Origin of the sequence: Maricaulis sp. (assembly GCF_030149235.1) — a bacterium.
Taxonomy (GTDB): Bacteria; Pseudomonadota; Alphaproteobacteria; order Caulobacterales; family Maricaulaceae; genus Maricaulis.
This window is the reverse complement of record NZ_JASBRW010000028.1, coordinates 1-16,817: the sequence shown is the minus strand read 5'-3', so window position 1 is coordinate 16,817 and position 16,817 is coordinate 1. Positions and strand designations below refer to the sequence as shown.

Sequence of the window (16,817 nt, the reverse complement as noted above, 5' to 3'; positions counted from 1 at the left end):
ACATAAGCGACCGAAAAGGCGTGGGTGATGGTGAAAACGGTTCTGATCGTCGATGACGATCCGACACAACGCCGCCTTCTGCAGGCGGTGATTGAGAAGCAGGGTTTCAAGGCCGAGACCGCGGAAAGCGGCGAAGTGGCTATGGACCGTGTGGCATCCGGGGGAGTCGATGTCATGCTGCTCGATCTGATCATGCCGGGAATTGACGGCATGGAGACGCTCGAGGCTGCGAAAACAAAGCAACCGGATCTCCCCGTAATTGTACTGACGGCCAGCGGTGGCATCGATACGGTGGTCGCGGCCATGCGTGCGGGTGCTGTCGACTTCTTCGTCAAGCCGGCCAGCCCGGAACGTATCGCGGTCTCGATCCGCAATGCGCTCAAGGTGCAAAATCTGTCCGGTGAGGTGAAACGTCTGACCAAGAGGGCAGAAGGCCGTCTCGGTTTTGCCGACATGATTGCCGGTGCGCCGGCGATGCAGCAGGTGGTTCGTCTCGGCGAACGCGCGGCCCAGTCCGACATTCCGATCCTGGTCACCGGTGAGAGCGGTGTCGGTAAGGAGCTGGTGGCGCAGTCGATCATGGCCGCGTCCAAGCGGGCCGGTGCGCCTTTCGTCGCGGTCAACTGTGGTGCAATCCCGGAAAACCTCGTGGAGTCGACGCTCTTCGGTCACGAAAAGGGCGCGTTCACCGGGGCTGTGGGCAAGCATATGGGTAAATTCCAGGAAGCCGATGGTGGCACGCTTTTCCTGGACGAGATCGGGGAATTACCGCTCGACATGCAGGTCAAACTGCTGCGCGCCCTGCAAGAGGGCGAGGTAGACCCGGTCGGTTCCAAACGTCCTGTGAAGGTCAATGTGCGGATCGTCTCCGCGACCAACCGGGACCTGGCCGAGCAGGTGGCGGACGGGGCTTTCCGTGAAGACCTGTTCTACCGCCTCAACGTTTTCCCGATCGAGGTGCCCTCGCTGCGGGAACGCAAGGAAGATGTCGCTGCGCTGGTGCGTCACTTCATCGGCCGCTTCAATGCGCAGGAAGGCAAGTCCATCCTCGACGCGGCGCCGGAAACGCATTCCCTGCTGGCCAATTTCGACTGGCCGGGCAATGTGCGCCAGCTTGAGAATGCGGTCTTCCGTGCGGTGATCCTGGCGGATGGCGACTATCTCAAGCCGGAGGACTTCCCGCAGATCTCCGGCCTGGCGCCGACGATTGAAAGCGCGCCGGTGGCTGCTGTGTCGCCGCTGCCGGTCGGCGGTGAGATTGCGGCCAATGTGCCGATGGCCGACAGGCCGGTCGAGATCATGGATGAAGGCGGCCATTTGCGCTCGCTGGAAGACATTGAACGCGATCTTATCGAGTTCGCGATCGAGAACTATGCCGGCCGCATGAGTGAGGTGGCCCGCCGCCTCGGGGTCGGGCGTTCGACGCTGTATCGCAAAGTGCGTGAGTATGATCTCGACGTCGACGGCGTCCGCGCCGCCGGATAGGGCTGCCCCGCCACGGGCTTGAACGGGCCGGACTCCTCGAGGGGTCCGGCCCGTTTGCTATTCCGCCCAGACCAGCTCGAAGCGCTCGAACACCGCGTCCATATCTGTGGAGAAGGCGAAGCCTTCGCGATCGGCCTCGCGCTGCCAGAATTTGAGATGTTCGCTCAGCCACCATTCGAAGGACCGGTCACCCTCACCCTCATCCCAGGCGAATCGCGCATCGGCTTCAGTGATCGGTTTGATCTCGACAGAGGTCGTCCGGATCACGCAGCGCGGCAGACCTCGGCCATCGGTGATGATGGACAGATCTCCCGGCCGAGGTGCCCGGTGTGTGCGTTCATCATACCAGCGTGCCAGGGCGCAGGTCGCCCGTTTGGTGCCGGCCAGGACGAGGGCGAGTAAATCGTCACCCATGGCTTCGCTATCGCCGAACTGGTCGATATCGAAGGGTTCTTCAGATGTTTCGCCGGTCGCGGCCTGGAAACGGTGCCAGAATTCGGTTTGCTGTGGGGTCATCCCCTCAGCCTAGCCTGACCTGACATCTAGTGAAACATTTCCACCGAGCGCAGGGGCACGTTGCAATTGGCCGCGACAGGCGGAGCTTCACGCCGTTTCTTCCAGGAGGAATAGACCGGTCCGAGGGCGGCTTCGCGGCGGAACAGGACCAGAAGGCGCCGGCGCAGCCGGTTGAGCGATATGCTCACCGCTTTCGCATCGATCATGTCGGAACACAGGCTGATTTCCAGATAGGCGCGGAGAATATCTATCCGCTCGGTCAGACCGGCAAGCTGGCCATCAAGGCGGCTGATATAGTCGCGTGTCGCAGGATCATTGGCCAATGGGGCATAGATCAGGTCGGTCTTCAGATCCGTCGCCTGGCTGAGCCGTTCCATGCCCATGCGAAAGGCGGCCTGGCCCTCCTGGATGTCCAGCCCGCAATCGATCGCGATGTCGAGGCATTCGATGATCTCGGTTTCGAGTGATTTCAGACGGCGCAAATCGCGGTGCATGACAGATCCCGTTTCAAGTAGGGGCATACTATCGCGCGCGAGGGCGGGCGGCGTGGCGTTTCTGGCTACAAATTTAATGAAAGCCTAATCAGTCGGCGGGGTTGCCGACGCCGGTTCAGGATTTCAGCTTGCCGCCTTCAATGATCACGGGCTTGAAGCCTTTTGGCGCCGGGGCCACCGGTGCGGGCTTGTCCGGTGCTGTCTCCGGGGCGATTTGTGGCGGGGTTTCGTCCTCGACGGGGGCGATGATGTCGTCATTGACGTCGCGGCTGCGACCGCCACGTGTGGGCGTCTTGCGCTTGAAGCCATTGCCCCGCGACATCGGTTTGCGGCCCTTGCCCTTGGCCTTTTTCTCGATCTCGCGAAGTTTCAGCGATTGCCGTGCGGACAGGGCATCATCGAGATTGCCCTTGTCCGGGTCATTGAAGGCGGAGCCGAACTTGTCGAGCCGCTCTTCCAGTGAGCCGATGAACTCGTCTTCCCATTCCGACAACTGATTGTCGGGTGTGTCAGACTGTTCCGCGGCCCGCTTGGCGCGGGCCAGGCGGCGCAGGGCTTTGCGGGTTTTCTTGTCGTCGACTTCGCGGGGCAATGGATCGAACCTGAAACGGCCTCGATCCGTAGCTTAGCTCTCGACCGCGCCCATATAAAGCTCAAGCAGAGCCTCGGTTTCCTGGCGCTCGCGGCGGTCCACCTTGCGCAGGGATACCACCTTGCGCAGGATCTTGGTGTCGAAGCCCATGGATTTGGCCTCGGCATAGACCTCTTTCATGTCGGCTATGACATTGGCCTTGTCTTCCTCAAGCCGCTCGATGCGGGCGACGAAAGCCTTGATCTGGTCGCGTGCGGCGCCGCCAATGGCGTCGGACTGATCAACGGTTTCGGTTTCATTGAGGGGGTCGGTGAATGCCATGGTCAAACCTCGCTAGGACAAGGCGGCAGACACTAGTGCTCAGGCCGACAAGGCTCAAGCACTGCGATCTGCTATTTCCAGCACATTGGACAGCGCCTCGGCCTCGTCGATGGCCTCGCGGATCGCCTGCGCCACTTCCACCTGGCGGTGGTGGTGCAGATTGTGTCCGGCATCCTTGATATAGCGCAGCTCCCCGCGCGGCATACGGCTGGCGGTGACACCGGAATGGCGGTGGCTCCAGAGCACGGTGTCCGCCTTGCCGGCAAGGATGATCGTGCGCTGTTCGATGCGGTGATAATGCGGCTCCTGCTGCTCCAGATGCCGGTTCACATCGCGCATGTCGGCGGCATTGTAGAGCCAGGTGTGAGGCCGCAGGAGCAGGGCCAGCTTGGTGCGCCGGGAATAGTCGTCCGGTACCGGTTCGGGGTGGAAGGCGTTGATCGCGCCTTGTTCCAACTGCCCCCTGCCTGTGATGGGGACGATAAGGCGCGAGATCAGCGGGCCGATCCCGGGCCAGAAACTGGCCTTGTTGAACCAGGCCGCTTCCCCGATCCAGGCGCCCAGGGCCGGTGCGATCAGCACCAGTGAACGGACCCGCTGGGGATGATCGAGCGCGGTGCGCATGGCAATGGCCCCGCCCCAGGAATGCCCGACGATGGTAACGTGTTCCACGCCGATCGCAGTCAGGAACTCCATGATCAGCGCGGCTTCGCGTTCCGGGTTCCAATGGCCATCGGGGCGCTTACTCCAACCCAGGCCGGGCCGGTCGAGCCAGATCATGTGGTGGTCGGCCAGCGTCTCGCCCAGCGCGGCATAGGGTTCTTCCAGATTGGAGGCGGCCCCGTGCAGGACCAGCACGGCGGGCAGGGCCGTGTCGCCGGTCTGCCGATAGTGCAACCGGGTCCCGCCCACGTCAATGAACTCGGCGTCGGGCCCGTGTTCCTCGTCGATCTGCTTGTGTTTGCGGCTGGCGATGAAACCGGCAGCGGTCATCGCCAGGGCGAGGAGGAGGCCGAGCAGGCCAAGTCCGATCAGCCCGCTCATCTCACCCATCACAATGCGCGTCCGGCGGCTGCGGCTTCAAGCCGGTTCTTGGCGTCGACGGCCGGCTGAAAGGCCGGGTAGATGGCGAGCACTTCGTTATAGGCATCGAGCGCCGCATCCCAGGCCTCGGCGGCTTCGAGAACCTGGCCGACCGACATGAAGGCGTCATAGCGGCGCGGCTCGATGGTCAGGGCGCGATTGAGGCTTTCCAGCGCATAGGCCCAGTCTTCGAAACCGGCCGCGACGCGGCCGGCCGCGAGCCAGCCTTCGGCATAATCGGGGGCCAGGCGGGTGACATGGTCATACATGCGTGCGGCGATATCCTGATTGCCGGCGATTTCCGCGCCGCGGCCACGATCCATCAAAAGCGAGATCGTATCCGACCCGGAATGCGCCCACAGGGCATGGATTTCATCGACCAGGGACGCAGCTTCGGCTTCGCTGGCCTGGGCCAGGGCGTCGAGGCGTTCGGCCAGGCGTTCTTCCGGTGACTGGAATTCAAAGCCCGGTGCCAGTGGATCAGCATCGATCTCCACCGTATCCGGCGCGTCTTGTTCCGGCTCGGTCTGCGGGGCGTCCTGAACAAGCAGGGCCAGACTGGCGAGAAGCGTAATCATGAGGGGCAGGATAGCTCGAATATGGCCCGGGTCCAGCCTGCAAGGCGCTTGTATGACTGAGATTTAAGCAAGCGGTCCGGTTTGGCTTGCAAAAAAGTGAACACTGTTTACTCTTTTGTCCATGGCAGATGTTCAGATCAATGAGAAGACCGAAGCCAAGGCCCTGTCCCCGGAGGTGGCCTGGCCGACCCTGGCTTTCCTGGTGGTGCTGGCAAGCGCACACTGGGGCATGGTCTGGGCCGGGTTGAGCGGCCTGGTCCCGCTCTGGGCTCTGATCCTCCCGCTCGGCTATACGACTTACGCCCATTACACGCTGGTGCATGAGAGCATTCACGGCAATATCGTGCGCAATCGCTCATTGAGCTGGGTGCACAGCGCGATCGGCTGGTACGGCTCCTTTGTCCTGTTCACGCCCTGGCCGCTGCTCGAGCGGACCCACAAACATCACCATTCCTTCGTCAATACCGACAAGGATCCCGACATCTACGTCAAGATGAGCTTCCCCCGGCTCTTGTTTCGCAATCTGATCAGCTGGGCGCTGCAGATCTTCCCGGTCAAGGCGCTGCAGGCGATCTTCGGCGAACAGCCCTTGTCACGCGGTTATATCGCCGCCGACCCGATCATGACCCGCTCGGAGCGGATCCAGTACCATGTCGCCAACTGGGTCTGGGTCGCCGCGCTCTGGGGGCTGGTGATAGCCGGCTTCGGCTGGCAAGTGCTGGCGCTCTACTATCTGCCGCTGCTGATCGCGCTCAACCTGCTGGTGATCCTGTTCCAGTGGCTGCCGCACCATCCGTTCAAGGAGACCGGGCGTTATACCGCAACACGCAATACCGGGCGCGCCTGGCTCAACCTGCCCTTCCTGTGGCAGAACTGGCACCTGATGCACCATCTCTGGCCCTCCGTGCCCTTCTACAACTACCAGCGCCTCTACACCCGCATCCGCCCCGTGCTCGAAGCCAAGGGCGCCCGCCACCACGAAGGCGTGGTGCCGCAAGCTGGGCCGATCGAGGCACCGGAAGCGGCCCCGGCGGAGTAGCCCCGAGACACAAAAAAGCCCGCCGCTTGGCGGGCTTTTCTATAATTGGGCAAAGGCCCGATCAGGGCGCTTACGCCGCCGCCAGTTCCATCGAGGTGCGGAGCTGGTCTTCGGTGTCGCCGAGCTGGGCGTCGATCATGATCAGGCGCTTGGCATAGTGCGAGGCGCCATATTCCCAGGTCATGCCGATCCCGCCATGCATCTGGATGGCTTCTTCCGCCACCAGCTTGCCGGCGCGGCCGATGAGGTTCTTGGCCCGGGCGATGTGCAGGGCGCGGTCCTCGGCGCCGAGCTTGGAGGCTGCGAGAATGACGATGGAGCGGGCCTGTTCGATCTCGATGGAGAAATCGACGAGGCGGTGCTGCAGGGCCTGGAAGAGGGCGATCGGACGGCCGAATTGCTGACGCTGGAGAAGGTAGTCCTTCACCGTGTCGCGCAACACGTCCATGATGCCGACAGCTTCGGCGCACAGGGCCAGGCGGCCAGCATCTAGGGCGGCTTCGATAATGCCACGGGCGTTTTCGCTCAGCGTCGTCGCCTTGGTGTTCTCCAGGATGACCTCGGCCGCGCCGCCGCCATCGATCATGGCATAGCCCATGACGTCCGCATCACCCGGCGCGATCTCGTAAAGACCCAGGCCGGAGGCGTTTTTGGCCACGACGAGGATATGGTCGGCGCTATTGCCGCCATAGACCACGCTCTTGCGGCCGGTCAGGGTGACGCTGTCGCCGGAACCATTGGCCTCGATGCTGATCTCGTCGAGATCGACGAAAGCGTCGGTCTCGTGCACGGCAAGCGCCGCGCGGGCCGTGCCGGCGACGATGGCGTCCACGCGATCGGACTGGCCCAGGGCCGCATAGAGGCGCAGGGCCAGGAGATTGCCGAGCATCGGTTCCGGGCACAGGCCACGGCCGAGTTCCTCGAACACGACGGCGATATCGAAACCATGTCCGCCGAAACCGCCCTGGTCCTCGGTGACGAGGGCGCCGAGAATGCCGAGCTCGGCAAGCTCGGCCCATTTGGACGCGTCGTGGAAAGGCGCCTCATAGGCGGCCTGGTTGCGGTGCTCGATGCCGTACTGGTCGGCGAGATAGCGGCGCAGGCTGTCGGAGATCATGCGCCGGTCTTCAGTGTGCGTGAAATCCATAGCGATCAGGCTCCGAACAGGTTCTTGGTGATGATGTTGCGCTGGATCTCGTTCGATCCACCGAAGATGGAGAGCTTGCGGTTATTGAAGTAGTCCGCAGCATTCCGGGCCGCTTCCGGCGGCGCGACGGCGAGATTGCCGATCACTTCTTCCGACGGGAAGGGGCAGGCGGCCGGCCCGAGGGCGCGGCGGGCCAGATCATTGATGGACTGGCGGATCACCGTGCCCTTGATCTTCAGCATGGACGAGACCGTGCCGGCTTCGCGGCCCGTGGCGTCGGCAGAGAGCATGCGCAGATTGGTGATGCGCATGGCTTCCAGGTCGATCTCGGTCTCGGCCACCTTGGCCATGAAGATCGGGTCGGTGCTGAGCGGCTTGCCTTTGCGCGACACCTTGGCGGCGAGCATTTTCAGCTCGGCCAGGGCCTGGGTCGACGCGCCGACACCGGCGATATTGGTACGCTCGTGGGTCAGAAGGTATTTGGCGATGGTCCAGCCTTCATTCTCCTCGCCAACGCGATTGGCGACCGGCACGCGGACATCGGTGAAGAAGACTTCATTGACCTCGTAACCGCCCTCGAGAAGGCGGATCGGGCGCATTTCGATGCCGGGCGTGTCGATGTCGACGAGAACGAAGGAAATGCCTTCCTGCGGCTTGCCTTCCGAGGAGGTGCGCACGAGGCAGAAGATCTTGTTGGCGTGCTGGCCCAGCGTGGTCCAGGTCTTCTGGCCATTGATGATGTAATCATCCCCGTCCCGCTCGGCCTTGGTTTTCAGGCTGGCGAGGTCAGAGCCGGCGCCGGGCTCGGAATAGCCCTGACACCACCAGTCGGTACCGTCGAGGATGCGCGGCAGGATTTCCGCTTTCTGCTCCTCGGTGCCGAACTTCAGCAGCACCGGTCCGAGCATGCCCAGACCGAAGGGGACGATGCGCGGTGCATTGGCGGCGGCGCATTCCTCATCGAAGATGTGGCGCTGGGTGGCGTTCCAGCCCGGGCCGCCATGTTCGACCGGCCAGCCGGCGGCGAGCCAGTTGCGGCTCTGCAACGTGGCATGCCAGCTTTCCAGGTCTTCCTTGGTCAGCTCTTCCATGCCGCGCATCTTGGCGACGATTTCGTCAGACAGATTGTCTTTCAGGAACTGGCGGACTTCGGCGCGGAAAGCATCTTCTTCCGCGGTAAAATTGAGATCCATGCGTCTCCTCCATATCGACCGGCCCGGCGTTGGGGCCGATATGTGCGGCCCGTTGACCAGACCTGCACACACGTTTCGGAGGAGATAATTGGCGCAAAATCCGCGGAAGGGAACCGCCTAGGCGGCTTTACGTTTACGTCAAATGTCAGTTTCGCCCAGAAGTCCGCGCTTTTTCAGGTCCGCATGCAGCTTTTTGCCGCCCTCGAAGACCTCAGCATCAAAGCCGAAGGCGCGTGCCGCTTCCACATTGCTGGCTCGGTCATCGAAGAAGACGACCTCGGACGGGTCGAAATCGATGCGCTCGGCGGTGATCTCGTAAATGCGGGGGTCCGGCTTGATCACGCCTTCATGGGCGGAGACGACGACATCGCGCATATGCCGCATTGGGGCGAAGCCGGTCATGACATAGTCGGTCCACTCGGCGGGCAGATTGGTCAGCGCGTATTGCGCCACGCCGCGGCCATGCAGGGCTTCCATGGCTTCAGCGGTGCCCGGAATGGTACCGGCAACCATGCGATCAACACCGGTTTCCCAGGCGCGAATCTGCTCTTCATAATGCGGGTATTGCTCGATCAGGTGTTTGCGATTCTCGGCCATCGGCACGCCACGGTCATGCTCGGCATGCCAGGCCATGGTGCAGACCTCATCGAGGAAGTGCTTGAGCTCGGCCTCGTCGGAGAAATGCTCGCGATAGAGATAGGCCGGGGACCAGTCCAGGAGGACATTGCCGAGATCCCACAAGACGGCTTTGGTCGCCATGACACAGCTCCAGAATACAACAAACCCGCGTACAGGTCGTACGCGGGTTCGTGTTCGTCAAGCGCTCAGATGAGCGGCGTGGCTGTGACTAGCCAGCGCGAGCCTTGAAGCGCGGGTCGGTCTTGTTGATTACATAGACACGGCCGCGACGCTTCACGACCTGGCAATCGCGGTGGCGGTTTTTCAGCGATTTGATCGAGCTGCGGACTTTCATCGTTCGGCCTTCGAGTTCACTTCAAGATAAATAAGGAGCGCGGGAGGTACACAAGGCCCGCGCGGCTGTCAACGTCAAAAGCTGTGCTTTGACCCTAGCGGAAGCCATTATCCCCGAACGGTCCGGCCGGGGTCTGCTGCGGTCGTTCCACCTGCTGTTCGCCATTCTGGGTATTGAACATGGAGAAGATCAGGAAGGGCTCGTCCTTGGGCGGCGGCTGACAAATGTCATAGGCCTGCTCAGGCAGGTCGGTGGAGACGTTGAGACCGAACTCCACAGCCTCGTGCGGCAGGATCGGATAATCATGATTGCGGCCGCCACCAACGAGGTCATCGGTCAGCGAGCAGCTGCCGGATTTGTCCTTGTGGGCGTCATTGACATAGTCGCAGGCGAAGCGGCGGGCTTCGCGCATGGCCTGTTTGGCCATTTTCGACAGCACCAGGATCTCGTCCTGCATGCGGTCGGGATTCTTGTCGGTCGGCAGCTCGGCGAGGAATTGCGCCGGAAGCCAGGAATATTGCGGGTCAATCGGGCCGAGCTGGGCGCTTGAGCCCATAACGATCTGGTCACAGGCCATGGCGATCATGGTGCCGGCAGACTTGGCGCGATAGGGCACGAAAGCGGTCTTCGGCCCCTTGTGTTCACGCAGGGCATGCAGAATTTGCTGAGTCGCCGAGCTGACACCGCCCGGTGTGTGCAGGATGACATCGATCCTGCCGTTGGCCGGGGCCTTGCGCAGGACGTCGATCACCTCGATCGCCGTGTCATGGTCGACATAGTCATTGGGCGCATGGTGGACGATCTGGATGACCGTGCTCTGGCGGCTGGCCTCGAAGGATTCGACCCGTTTCTGGACGCTCTGCTTCCAGGCCTCCATCGGCGAGATGTCTTCACCGCCCGGGTCGAGCATGGTGGCTTCACCCTTGCCCGGTTTGTCCTTGCCCTTCTTGGACATGCCGCGCTGCAGCGCCATGGCGCCGCCCAACAGGCCGCCGATTGCGACGACTCCGCCCCAGCCGACAAGTCCTAGACCGGTGATTACACCCAACATCCGACTACCCCTTAAATGCATCCGGCGGCACGCCTGCCATCCCTGCAAGCTGTGCCGGTACCGTCTCTCAACCCCAAACTATACAAGCATTGTGCCCTCGGCGAGTCGCAGCGTGCGGAATCCGGCCCATCGTGTCGCGGCTGCAACGCTGATTGCCCTGCGGCGGCCAAAACGGACGCCTTACGACTTCGTCAGTTGCCCGGGGGCGGGGCTGCGCATAGTTTGCGGCCATGAAATTCAACTTGGTACCAGCGGCGGCGGCCTGCGCGGCCGCTTTCTTTATGGCAACGCCCGGCGAGGCGCAGACGGACCTGATCGAGGTCGATGTCGAACTTGTGCTGGCTGTCGACATCTCCCATTCCGTCGATGAGGAAGAGGCGCGCCGCCAGCGTGAGGGTTATGTCGCGGCCCTGGCATCGCCGGAAGTGATCGATGCGATCCAGGGCGGGCCCTGGGGCCGGATCGCTGTGACCTATGTCGAATGGGCCGATGCGCGCCTGCAGCGCCCGGCGGCAGACTGGGCCCTGATTGACAGCGAGGAAGCCGCGCTGGCCTTTGCTGCCCAGGTCGCGGCGGCACCACTGGAAAAGGGCAGCTATACCGCGATCGGGTCGGCCATTGATGATGCCGTCACCCGGATCGAAACCAATGCCTATTCAGCCCCGCGCATGATTATCGATATTTCCGGTGACGGGCCGCAGAACCAGGGCATGCCGCTGGAGGTCGCGCGGGCGCGGGCCGATGAGGCCGGCATCACCGTCAATGGCCTGCCGGTGATTACCGAGGGCCAGACGCTGATGCGCGCCGAGATCAATCTGGCAGGCTATTTCCAGGACAATGTCGTTACCGGCCCGTCCTCCTTCGTGCTTCCGGCCCGGACCGAGGAGGAATTCCGCCAGGCCATCCTGCGCAAGCTGGTGCTTGAAATCGCCGGCGCGGAACCGTCTCCGGTCGAACTGGGATTGCTGCCGTGAGCTGGATGGCGCTGATCGGCGCCGCTGTCCTGGCGACAGGCGGCGAGGGCGATTTCGCCCGCGACAGCGAGTTTGACCGCCGACCGGTCGAATATGCGGCCGACGGGCGGGAGATGGTCGATCTCGAGCTGGTGCTGGCGGTCGATGTGTCATCCTCAATCGACGAGTTTGAAGCCCGCCGTCAGCGCGATGGTCACGTCGCGGCGCTCGCCGACCCGGATGTGATCTCCGCCATCCAGAGTGGCGGCTATGGCCGTATCGCCGTGATGTATCTGGAATGGGCCGATGCCGATTTCCAGCGCGTCGTGGCGCCCTGGACGGTGATCGAGACGGAACAGGATGCGCGCGCCTTTGCGGCTTTGCTGGCGACCTCCTCCTTCAATTCCGGCCGCCGGACCGCGATCGGGGCGGCGATCTCGAATGCCTCCGAATTGATCGACACCAATCGCTATGACGGCATGCGCCTGGTCATCGATATCTCCGGAGACGGGCCGCAAAACGCCGGTCCCAGCCTGGTCCAGGCGCGCGACCAGGCGGTGGACAAGGGGGTGACCATCAATGGTCTGCCGATCGAGACCGAGCGGCAAAGCCCGTTCCGGCCGACCGTGACCATCGATGTGGCCTCCTATTTCGAGAATAACGTCATTGCCGGGCCGGGCGCCTTTATTTCGCCCAGTAATGAGCATCAGGATTTCGTTGACGCTTTGCGGCGCAAATTGATCATCGAAATCGCCGGCTATGATCCGGCCCAGATATTGGGGAAGGGATGAAACGCGTTCTTTTACCGGCCTTGGCCGCCTTGATGCTGTCTGGCACTGCAGCGGCACAATCCGAAGAGATGAGTTTCGACGCCTGGCGCGATGGTTTCCGCACGGAGCTGCTGGAAAGCGGTGCCCGCCCGGAAACAGTAGCGGCCATGCTGGACGGTTTGAGCGCGGATCCGCGCGTCATCGACCGCGACGGCAATCAGCCTGAATTCGTTCGCCCGATCTGGTCCTATCTCGGCATCGCCGCGTCGGACTTGCGCATCGAGAACGGCCGCTCGGCCTATGCCGAATACGGCGAGACCATCAATGCCGTGGCCGAGCGCTTCGGCGTGCGGGCGGAAATCCTGGTCGCGATCTGGGGGCTGGAAAGCTCCTTCGGTGCCATTACCGGGAACTTTGACACGGTCCGCTCGCTGGCGACCCTGGCCTGGGATGGCCGTCGTCGCAGCTGGGCCGAAGCGCAGCTCATCGCCATCGCAGAGATGATCGATGAGGGCTATGCCACGCGCGAGCAACTGACCGGGTCCTGGGCCGGGGCGATGGGGCAGATGCAATTCATCCCCACGACCTACCTGGAACGCGCCCATGACTGGGATGGTGACGGGACGCGGAATATCTGGACCGATATCGGCGACGCCGTCGCATCGGCAGCCAACCTCCTGGTCGAGGAAGGCTGGCAGGCCGGCGCCCCGACCGTGGTCGAAGTGACGCTTTCGGATGCGTTCGACCTGGCCGACTGGAACCCGTTGACCAATCGCCTGGTGAGCCAGTGGGCCGTCATGGGGGTCACGCCGGCCGTCGGCGAATGGCATGCCGACGATCTGATGCGCTCAGCGCGCCTGGAACTTCCCGCGGGTCGCAATGGCCCCGGTTTCCTGACCTTCCCGAATTTCCGGGTCATCAAGCGCTATAATAATTCCACCGCCTATGCCCTCGGCGTCGCGCATCTCGCGGACCGGATTGCCGGTGGTGCCGCCTTCGTCGGCGACTGGCCGGAAGGTGATGTGCCGCTGACCCGGTCGCAGACGCGGGAAGTCCAGGCGGCCCTCAATGCAGCCGGGCATAATGCGGGCACGCCGGACGGAATCGCCGGTCCCAATACCCGCCGGGCCCTGCGCGCCTTCCAGCGCGCCAACGGGATGGCCCCGGACGGCTATCTCGGCTCGGCCATGTATGAAGCTGTAACCGGTCGTTCGCTCGGCGATTAAGCCGACTTGCGAGCGGTCTCCGCGTCCGCCTCCTGCGGCGCGCGATAGCTCTCGATCAGCGCTTTCAGATCGGGCTTGCGCACCGGCTTGGGCAGGTGCCGGTCAAGACCGCTGGCCAGATAGGCATTGATTTGTTCCGGCATCACATTGGCGGTGCATGCGATAATCGGAGTCGGCGACATGGCGCGCGCGGCCTCGCGGCTGCGGATGCGCTTGGTCGTCTCGATCCCGTCCATATCCGGCATCTGCACGTCCATCAGGATCAGGTCGAAGTCTTCTTTCGCCGTGATGTCGATAGCTTCCTGCCCGCTGCCGGCACTGACCGTGTCGACATCATGCTGGGCCAGTAGGGATTCCAATACCAGGCGATTGGTTGAAACATCGTCGAAAACGAGGACGCGCAGACGGCGGCGCCCCGCGACGATCTGCAGTTTGGGCTCGGTATGAACCTTGGGCGCATCGCCCGGGGGCAGTTTAACCGTAACGGTAAAGGTGGAGCCCTCGCCCTCGAATGAGGTCACCGTCAGCTTGCCGCCCATCATGTCAGACAGGCGCTTGGAAATCGCCAGGCCCAGCCCGGTCCCGCCATGGGTGCGGGTGGTCGAGGCATCCGCCTGTTCGAACGGGTCGAAAATCGCCGCCAGTCGGTCGGTCGGAATGCCGACACCGGTGTCGGACACGGACAGTTCGAGCAGATGCTCACCGCTGGCGCGCTTGCTCAGCACGCGCGCCCGGGCGGTCACCGCACCGTCTTCGGTAAACTTGATGGCGTTGGAAACGAGGTTGGACAGGATCTGGCGCATGCGCGTCGGATCGCCCTTGTACCAGCCTCGCGCCGCTTCCTCGATCTTGACCTCGAGCTTCAAGCCCTTGGCAACGGCGGCCGGGCGGAAGGCGCTATCGACCCAGTTGAGGATCTGTTCGATCGACATGTCGATCTCTTCCAGGCCGACCTGGTCGGCTTCGATCTTGGACAGGTCGAGCACGTCATTGACGACCGCCAGCAGCAGATCGCCGGATGCCGAGATTGTCGTCACCATGCGTTTTTGATCGTCGTCGAGCTGGGTCGCATCGAGGGCGGCCGCCATGCCCAGCACACCATTGAGCGGGGTGCGGATCTCATGGCTCATCTGGGCCAGGAAAGTACTCTTGGTGGCATTGGCCTTTTCCGCCTCGATCCGGGCCAAGCGCATCTTGCGCATGGATTGCTGTACCGAGGCCGCCGCCGGCCGGAAGATCAGGAAAGCCTCCAGCACGAGGACCAGGAGCGTGATCAGATAGGCGACCCATTCCAGGCGCTCGAGATGGGCGATGCGGTCATTGGCGGCCTGTTCAAAGGCATTGGTGGCGTCATTCAGCAGAGGCAGGATAAGTTCCGCTTCCTGCGCCAGCAGAACAGCCAGCTCGGCCGAGCCGCCGCTCACGAGAAAAGCACGAGCATCGTCGACATAGGCGTGCGACAGCGGGTCGAGGGCGTGAGGGCCTTCGGTATAGATCGTGCTGATCTCAGGATTGTCCGCGGCGGCCATCATCAGGCGCTGGTGCGAGGTCAGGAAAGTGTCAATTGCGCTTTCCAGACGATCGCGAATGGGCAGCTCGGCTTCGGTAATTTCGCCGCTATTGTATTCAAACACCAGCATGGTGATGCGCTGGGACAGCATGCGCTGCCGGCCCGCTTCATTGATCAGGCTGCCGTCCTGCGAGCCCGCGTGCGAGGACACCAGTGACAGGCCCAACAGTGCTGTCGCCATCAGGGCGATCAGCGACAGGGCAATAACATAACGAAGCGTGAGCGCTTTGGCGTTCATGGCTGACTTTCTCCACCCGTTGCCTCATTGAACCAGCAAGGGCTTAGAGAAGTCTGAATCTTATATCTTATACATCAGAGCGGAGGTCGCGGTTCCGGTTTGATTTCAACGGCCTCTGCCGCTTTCGCGATGCCGGGATGGAACCAGGCAATCACGATCGCGAGCGAGCCGAGCACTGCCGCCGCAATATAAGGCGCGAACATGCCGAGCTGGTTGAACAGGAAAAGCCCGCCCACCGGCCCGATAATAAAGCCGAGACCGGCCGTCGCGGTGGTCAGCCCGGCTGCGCGGCCCTGTTCTTCCGGTTTCACCGCGATCGACGCCCCGCCGACAAATCCGGAACGCGCCAGTCCGAAGGCAAAGCTGATCAGGATGTAAGCGAAGACAATGCCGCCATAATTCGCTGCAAACAGCATGAAGAGCGAGCCGGCAACGGTGATGATGGCTCCATGGGTCATCAACAGGCGCGGGGTCGCCTTCATCGCCGGGATCACCACCAGCTGGGCCACGATCAGCGCCCCGGCACCCGTCGCCAGAGCAATGGAGGAAAGCTGCAGGCCCATATCCTCGTCCAAAGACAGGCGGTCCATGATGAAAAAGGCGATGGAGGACAGGCTCAGCGACTGGGTGACCCAGATCACCGCGCCATAGATCATAAAGGGAAAGATGCGCGGGTCGGCCCCGAAGGCGAATTGCTTGAGCGGGTTGATCGGCCGACTCTGGACCTGGGGCGGGGTTTTTTCCGGCAGGCGCATCCAGACCGCAAAGGCGCCGAGCGCGACCATGATGGAGATCATCACCATGAAGGCGGCGACCCCGAGCCATTCAACAAAACTGGCAGCCAGCGCCGGTCCGATCACGGCGCCCAGACCAAAGGCAGCGGTCAGGCCGGCCAGGGCTTCGGTGCGTTCGGCTGGTGTGGTGCGGTCGGCGACATAGGCCTGGGCTGACGGGTTGGTGGCCGAGCCGAGCGAACCGAACAGGGCGCGCGCCAGCGCCATGGCGAAGATCGCGCCAAGGGGCGGGATCCAGGCATTCTCCCCGGCCCAGGTCGCAATGGCGAAGACGAGGGTGGAGATGGAAAACGCTGACAGGCCGAAAACAATGAAGGGTTTGCGTCCCTTGCGGTCCGACAGCGCGCCCCAGATCGGAGTCATGGTCATGAACAGGACCGCCGACAGGGTATAGATCGCCCCGACCCAGTATTCCGCCACATTCAGCTCGCGCGCCAGGGGCGGGAGGATGGCAAACAGCATGTTGTTGCCGATCCCCGTTGCCATCAGACAGAGGAAGAGCAGGCGGAAAGCGGCCCGGCGTTCATCTTCTGATGACGGGTGTGAGGGATCATAGGGATCGGGCGGATCATAGGGCGCGCTCATGGCGCCAGAGGTATCCGAATTTGCCGCGAAGTCCATTCAATCGGTGTGGATACCGGATATTCGCGGCGGGAATAAACCTCCTGATAACCCTTATTCAACGGGACATTAAGCTTAACCGGTCATAGTGCGCCTTAATCGGACGAATAAATGAGGTCCGAAAGCACAGGTGGACGGGTAGATGTTCCAGATTATCGGCATTGTGGTCGTGT

General features: G+C 62.6%; 18 protein-coding genes. 5 read left to right on the top strand and 13 right to left on the bottom strand.

Annotation, left to right across the window (positions count from 1 at the left end):
* Positions 1-27 precede the first annotated feature (27 nt).
* Positions 28-1,485: a sigma-54 dependent transcriptional regulator gene (locus Q1V51_RS04490; protein WP_300553429.1), complete on the top strand. Its 1,458-nt coding sequence runs from the start codon at positions 28-30 to the stop codon at positions 1,483-1,485.
* A gap of 57 nt (positions 1,486-1,542) precedes the next feature.
* On the opposite strand, the gene Q1V51_RS04485 is transcribed toward Q1V51_RS04490, so the two are convergent.
* The 6 genes from Q1V51_RS04485 to Q1V51_RS04460 form a co-directional block, all read right to left on the bottom strand.
* Positions 1,543-2,001, bottom strand: coding sequence for an ASCH domain-containing protein (locus tag Q1V51_RS04485; RefSeq protein ID WP_300553426.1), 459 nt, complete (start codon positions 1,999-2,001; stop codon positions 1,543-1,545).
* Positions 2,002-2,027: 26 nt separating this feature from the next.
* Positions 2,028-2,495, bottom strand: coding sequence for a hypothetical protein (locus Q1V51_RS04480; RefSeq protein WP_300553424.1), 468 nt, complete (start codon positions 2,493-2,495; stop codon positions 2,028-2,030).
* Between the two features lie 115 nt (positions 2,496-2,610).
* Positions 2,611-3,087 (bottom strand): hypothetical protein, encoded by a 477-nt coding sequence (locus Q1V51_RS04475; RefSeq protein ID WP_300553422.1) that lies wholly within the window; start codon positions 3,085-3,087, stop codon positions 2,611-2,613.
* 33 nt (positions 3,088-3,120) lie between these two features.
* Positions 3,121-3,408 (bottom strand): DUF2312 domain-containing protein, encoded by a 288-nt coding sequence (locus tag Q1V51_RS04470; RefSeq protein ID WP_300553420.1) that lies wholly within the window; start codon positions 3,406-3,408, stop codon positions 3,121-3,123.
* 54 nt (positions 3,409-3,462) lie between these two features.
* Positions 3,463-4,461 (bottom strand): alpha/beta hydrolase, encoded by a 999-nt coding sequence (locus Q1V51_RS04465; protein WP_300553417.1) that lies wholly within the window; start codon positions 4,459-4,461, stop codon positions 3,463-3,465.
* On the bottom strand, positions 4,461-5,069 hold the full coding sequence (locus Q1V51_RS04460) for a hypothetical protein (protein WP_300553414.1): 609 nt from the start codon (positions 5,067-5,069) through the stop codon (positions 4,461-4,463). The genes Q1V51_RS04465 and Q1V51_RS04460 overlap by 1 nt, the downstream gene beginning before the upstream one ends.
* A gap of 121 nt (positions 5,070-5,190) precedes the next feature.
* On the opposite strand from Q1V51_RS04460, the gene Q1V51_RS04455 reads away from it, so the two are divergent.
* On the top strand, positions 5,191-6,108 hold the full coding sequence (locus tag Q1V51_RS04455) for a fatty acid desaturase (protein ID WP_300553411.1): 918 nt from the start codon (positions 5,191-5,193) through the stop codon (positions 6,106-6,108).
* Positions 6,109-6,178: 70 nt separating this feature from the next.
* On the opposite strand, the gene Q1V51_RS04450 is transcribed toward Q1V51_RS04455, so the two are convergent.
* The 5 genes from Q1V51_RS04450 to Q1V51_RS04430 form a co-directional block, all read right to left on the bottom strand.
* On the bottom strand, positions 6,179-7,255 hold the full coding sequence (locus Q1V51_RS04450; RefSeq protein ID WP_300553408.1) for an acyl-CoA dehydrogenase family protein: 1,077 nt from the start codon (positions 7,253-7,255) through the stop codon (positions 6,179-6,181).
* A gap of 5 nt (positions 7,256-7,260) precedes the next feature.
* Positions 7,261-8,448 carry an acyl-CoA dehydrogenase family protein gene (locus tag Q1V51_RS04445; RefSeq protein ID WP_300553405.1) on the bottom strand — a complete coding sequence of 396 codons (1,188 nt, stop codon included), beginning with the start codon at positions 8,446-8,448 and terminating at the stop codon, positions 7,261-7,263.
* A 138-nt stretch (positions 8,449-8,586) separates the two neighbouring features.
* On the bottom strand, positions 8,587-9,207 hold the full coding sequence (locus tag Q1V51_RS04440; RefSeq protein ID WP_300553403.1) for an HAD family phosphatase: 621 nt from the start codon (positions 9,205-9,207) through the stop codon (positions 8,587-8,589).
* A gap of 88 nt (positions 9,208-9,295) precedes the next feature.
* Entirely contained in the window at positions 9,296-9,421 is a 126-nt protein-coding gene (gene ykgO, locus Q1V51_RS04435; protein ID WP_011644457.1) for a type B 50S ribosomal protein L36, read from the bottom strand.
* A gap of 94 nt (positions 9,422-9,515) precedes the next feature.
* Complete coding sequence (locus tag Q1V51_RS04430; protein WP_300553401.1) at positions 9,516-10,472, bottom strand: hypothetical protein; 957 nt, start codon at positions 10,470-10,472, stop codon at positions 9,516-9,518.
* Positions 10,473-10,702: 230 nt separating this feature from the next.
* On the opposite strand from Q1V51_RS04430, the gene Q1V51_RS04425 reads away from it, so the two are divergent.
* From Q1V51_RS04425 to Q1V51_RS04415, 3 genes are read left to right on the top strand one after another with little or no spacing between them, the layout of a single operon-like run.
* Positions 10,703-11,446: a DUF1194 domain-containing protein gene (locus tag Q1V51_RS04425; protein ID WP_300553398.1), complete on the top strand. Its 744-nt coding sequence runs from the start codon at positions 10,703-10,705 to the stop codon at positions 11,444-11,446.
* 5 nt (positions 11,447-11,451) lie between these two features.
* Complete coding sequence (locus Q1V51_RS04420) at positions 11,452-12,216, top strand: DUF1194 domain-containing protein (RefSeq protein WP_300553432.1); 765 nt, start codon at positions 11,452-11,454, stop codon at positions 12,214-12,216.
* A complete protein-coding gene (locus tag Q1V51_RS04415; protein WP_300553396.1) occupies positions 12,213-13,421 on the top strand; it encodes a lytic murein transglycosylase in 1,209 nt (402 codons plus the stop codon). The genes Q1V51_RS04420 and Q1V51_RS04415 overlap by 4 nt, the downstream gene beginning before the upstream one ends.
* Here the strand turns inward: Q1V51_RS04415 and Q1V51_RS04410 are convergent.
* Positions 13,418-15,229 (bottom strand): ATP-binding protein, encoded by a 1,812-nt coding sequence (locus Q1V51_RS04410; RefSeq protein ID WP_300553394.1) that lies wholly within the window; start codon positions 15,227-15,229, stop codon positions 13,418-13,420. The two genes, Q1V51_RS04415 and Q1V51_RS04410, sit on opposite strands and share 4 nt — an antisense overlap.
* 74 nt (positions 15,230-15,303) lie before the next feature.
* Positions 15,304-16,608, bottom strand: coding sequence for an MFS transporter (locus Q1V51_RS04405; RefSeq protein ID WP_300553392.1), 1,305 nt, complete (start codon positions 16,606-16,608; stop codon positions 15,304-15,306).
* Positions 16,609-16,817: the final 209 nt, after the last annotated feature.